Source organism: Actinomycetota bacterium, assembly GCA_036280995.1.
Lineage (GTDB): Bacteria > Actinomycetota > CALGFH01 > CALGFH01 > CALGFH01 > CALGFH01.
The window spans coordinates 1-2,666 of the sequence record DASUPQ010000660.1; the positions used below are offsets into that span (position 1 = coordinate 1).

Genomic DNA, 2,666 nt, shown 5'->3' on the forward strand with positions numbered 1-2,666 from the left:
CTGGGCCTGGTAGCGGCGGCCGTCAGGTGCTCGGAAGGTGCCGGATCAGCGGGCAAGTGTGAGGGTCGGCCGCCGTCGTCGCCGACCAGCCGGAAATACCGGCCACCCTCGCTGGTCAGGTTGGGTATCCCGTCCAGCCAATACGGTTCAGTCATATGCTGTGGCGCGTGGCGGAATGACCAGCCTTAGCCGTCATAGGCCGAAGGACGCGCGCTGGAGCGCTCTGAGCGCCCCGGGCAGCGGTGAGCATGGGCTTGGCGGGACTCGCGTCGACCCCCTGCCGAGGTCCCGGTGCTCCGACCGCGCCTGTCCGGCTCCCCGACCTCATCCTGTACGGGGTGCTGCCGCACACCGGCCACGTGGTTGTGGACCAGGTGGCCACCGTCAAACCCACGTGCGGGCTGTCTTAGTGGTCTGGCCCGTAAGTCCGTCGGGGGTTTGATCATGCGGCCTTCGGGCTGGTCGGTGGGGCGGTCTGCTGCTGGTACTGGTCGATCCTGTGGAGCAGGTCGTCGAGGTCAGCTGAGATGTCCTTCCACCCAAGGGCCGGGCGGTGGCGTTGTTCGGGGGATCGCGGCGCCGGGCAGCGCGGCCGAGGCCGTCGCCTTGCGCCCTGACTACTCGATGACACCAAGGACGACCTTGCCATGTTTGCCCCTGGCTGCGCTGCGCATGAATGCCGCCTGGGCCTGGGCAAGCGGGAAGACCGAATCGATCTCGGGCCACAGGTCGCCGGTGTCGACGAGCCGGGCCAACTCGAGCAGCTGTTCATGGTTGGGCTCGACGACGAAGTAGTGGGCGCCAGGTGCCTCGGCGGCGATCGTCACGATCCGACCTGCCTGACCGGCGGAACGCGCCAGTGCTTGGCCTCCCACGGTGTCGAACAGCAGGTCGCACGGCTTTCCCTCCTCCACCAGCGCCGCGCCCCGGCTGCGGGCGAGCTGCACGGCCACATGCCCGACACCACCGTGCGCGCCCGTGACGCCGACGCGGTCACCGGCCTGCAGCCGGCCATGGACAATCAGCGCCTGCCAGGCGCTGAGGCCGGGCATGGGCAACGCCGCCGCCTGGATGTGGCTCAGCGAACCCGGCTTGGGCGCGAGCACCTCCACCGGCACGAGCGCGTAGTCGGCCGCTACCCCGTCGCGGTCGAACGGCGTGAGCGCGAACACGTCCTCACCGGCCGAGAACCCGTCGCTGTCCTCGACGACGACGCCCGACAGCTCATAGGAGGGGATGGCGGGTAGCCGGTCGGTTGGCCACTCCAGCTCGGCACGGGTGATCGCCGCAGCGTGGACCCGCACCAGTACCTGTCCGGGACGGGGCTGGGGCGGCGCGACCTCGTCCAGCCGGAGCCCCTCAATCCCGCCAGGCGGGTGTAGCCGGATCGCCCGCATACTCAACACCTCTCCAGTAAGAACCTTTCCAGAGAGTATCCTGCCAGGCTATCAAGGTGATGCCCGATCATGTGGACCAGATCGTCCAGGCGTGGCGGCGGGAGCGGCCCGACCTCGACCTGGGCGCGCTCGCCCTGCTGGGGCGCCTGTTCCGGACTGCGCACCTGGCCGACGCCGCCCTCGCCAAGCCCCTGGCGGGCCCACGGGCTCCAGCCGGGCTGGTTCGACCTGCTGGCGCCCTCCGCCGCGCCGGAGAGCCCTATGCGCTGAAGCCCACCCAGCTGATGCAAACGATGCTGCTCTCCTCCAGGGGGATGACCAAGCGGCTTGACCGTCTTGCCGACGCCGGCCTGGTCGAACGCCGCCCAGACCCCAACGACCGCAGAGGCACCCTCGTGAGGCTGACAAGCCGTGGCAAGACCACGATCGACACCCTCCTCCAGGTCCACCTCAGCAACGAACAGCAACTCCTCGCCTCGCTCAGCCCCGCCCAGCAGCCCGCCCCCCCAGGCTGAGTGGCTGCCGTACCTGGCCGAAATCCTGGACGCCCTCCGCCGCGGCGCGTCTCCGAGGAGGAGGCTGAGGAACAGATCGGCGCTCAAGCCGTGTACTACGGCACCCAGCTCCGCGCGGCCAGCAACGCCAAGGCCAAGTCTGAGTTGGGGCTGGCCCTGGAGTACCCGTCATGGCGGGAGGGATTCCGAGAGCTGTTCGGTTGATCGCCTCCAGGGGTGGGCCGAGAACCCGGGGTCGGGGTCGGCGCAGGGAGCGGAAGGCGGGCGCTGGAGTCAACGGGCCCGCACCTCCGGTTCGGTAGCCACCGGACAGCTCCACATGCCGATGACCGCCGAACGGCGCCGCCGCGGTGCGCAGCGGCTCGACACGAGCGAATCGACCTGCCACCCGGGCCAGCCCCTGCATCGAGCAGGCCGCGCCATTAGGCAGGGTCTACGCTGTGGCCCGCGGCCATCGCACGATCTTCGGTGTGCTCACAAGCCATCGAGGATCACGCGGGTGGCTGCCCTCATGTCTGCTTCGGCCAGCAGCTAGCAGCGAAGTGACTCCGACCAGGTTCCGAAATGTCCTTTAATTCGGATCGTGTAGAGGCTCTACGGCAGCCCGCGAAGGAATTGTGGATACTCGATCGATCTGGCCAGCATGCGTTGTTGGAGGATGATCGGTGACCGGCATCGAGGGCTCGGCCGCGAGGGATGCGACCCAGGGGGCCCTCGTGGGCGTCGGGACCCGGGAGGCGTTCGGGGAGCTGTT

Annotated in this window: 2 protein-coding genes; one reads left to right on the forward strand and one right to left on the reverse strand. The window is 69.1% G+C overall.

All coding sequences use genetic code 11. The features are described 5' to 3' along the window. Positions 1-617 precede the first annotated feature (617 nt). A complete protein-coding gene (locus VF468_22545; GenBank protein ID HEX5881069.1) occupies positions 618-1,397 on the reverse strand; it encodes an NADP-dependent oxidoreductase in 780 nt (259 codons plus the stop codon). 59 nt (positions 1,398-1,456) lie between these two features. Between VF468_22545 and VF468_22550 the strand changes: the two genes are divergently transcribed. Beyond that, positions 1,457-1,912, forward strand: coding sequence for a MarR family transcriptional regulator (locus VF468_22550; protein HEX5881070.1), 456 nt, complete (start codon positions 1,457-1,459; stop codon positions 1,910-1,912). The last annotated feature ends 754 nt before the right edge of the window (positions 1,913-2,666 follow it).

What these genes read in the sequence shown, in the direction of transcription:
- VF468_22545 (HEX5881069.1), bottom strand. Translation starts at nt 1,397, where the DNA reads ATGCGGGCGATCCGGCTACACCCGCCTGGCGGGATTGAGGGGCTCCGG.
- VF468_22550 (HEX5881070.1), top strand. Translation starts at nt 1,457, where the DNA reads ATGCCCGATCATGTGGACCAGATCGTCCAGGCGTGGCGGCGGGAGCGG.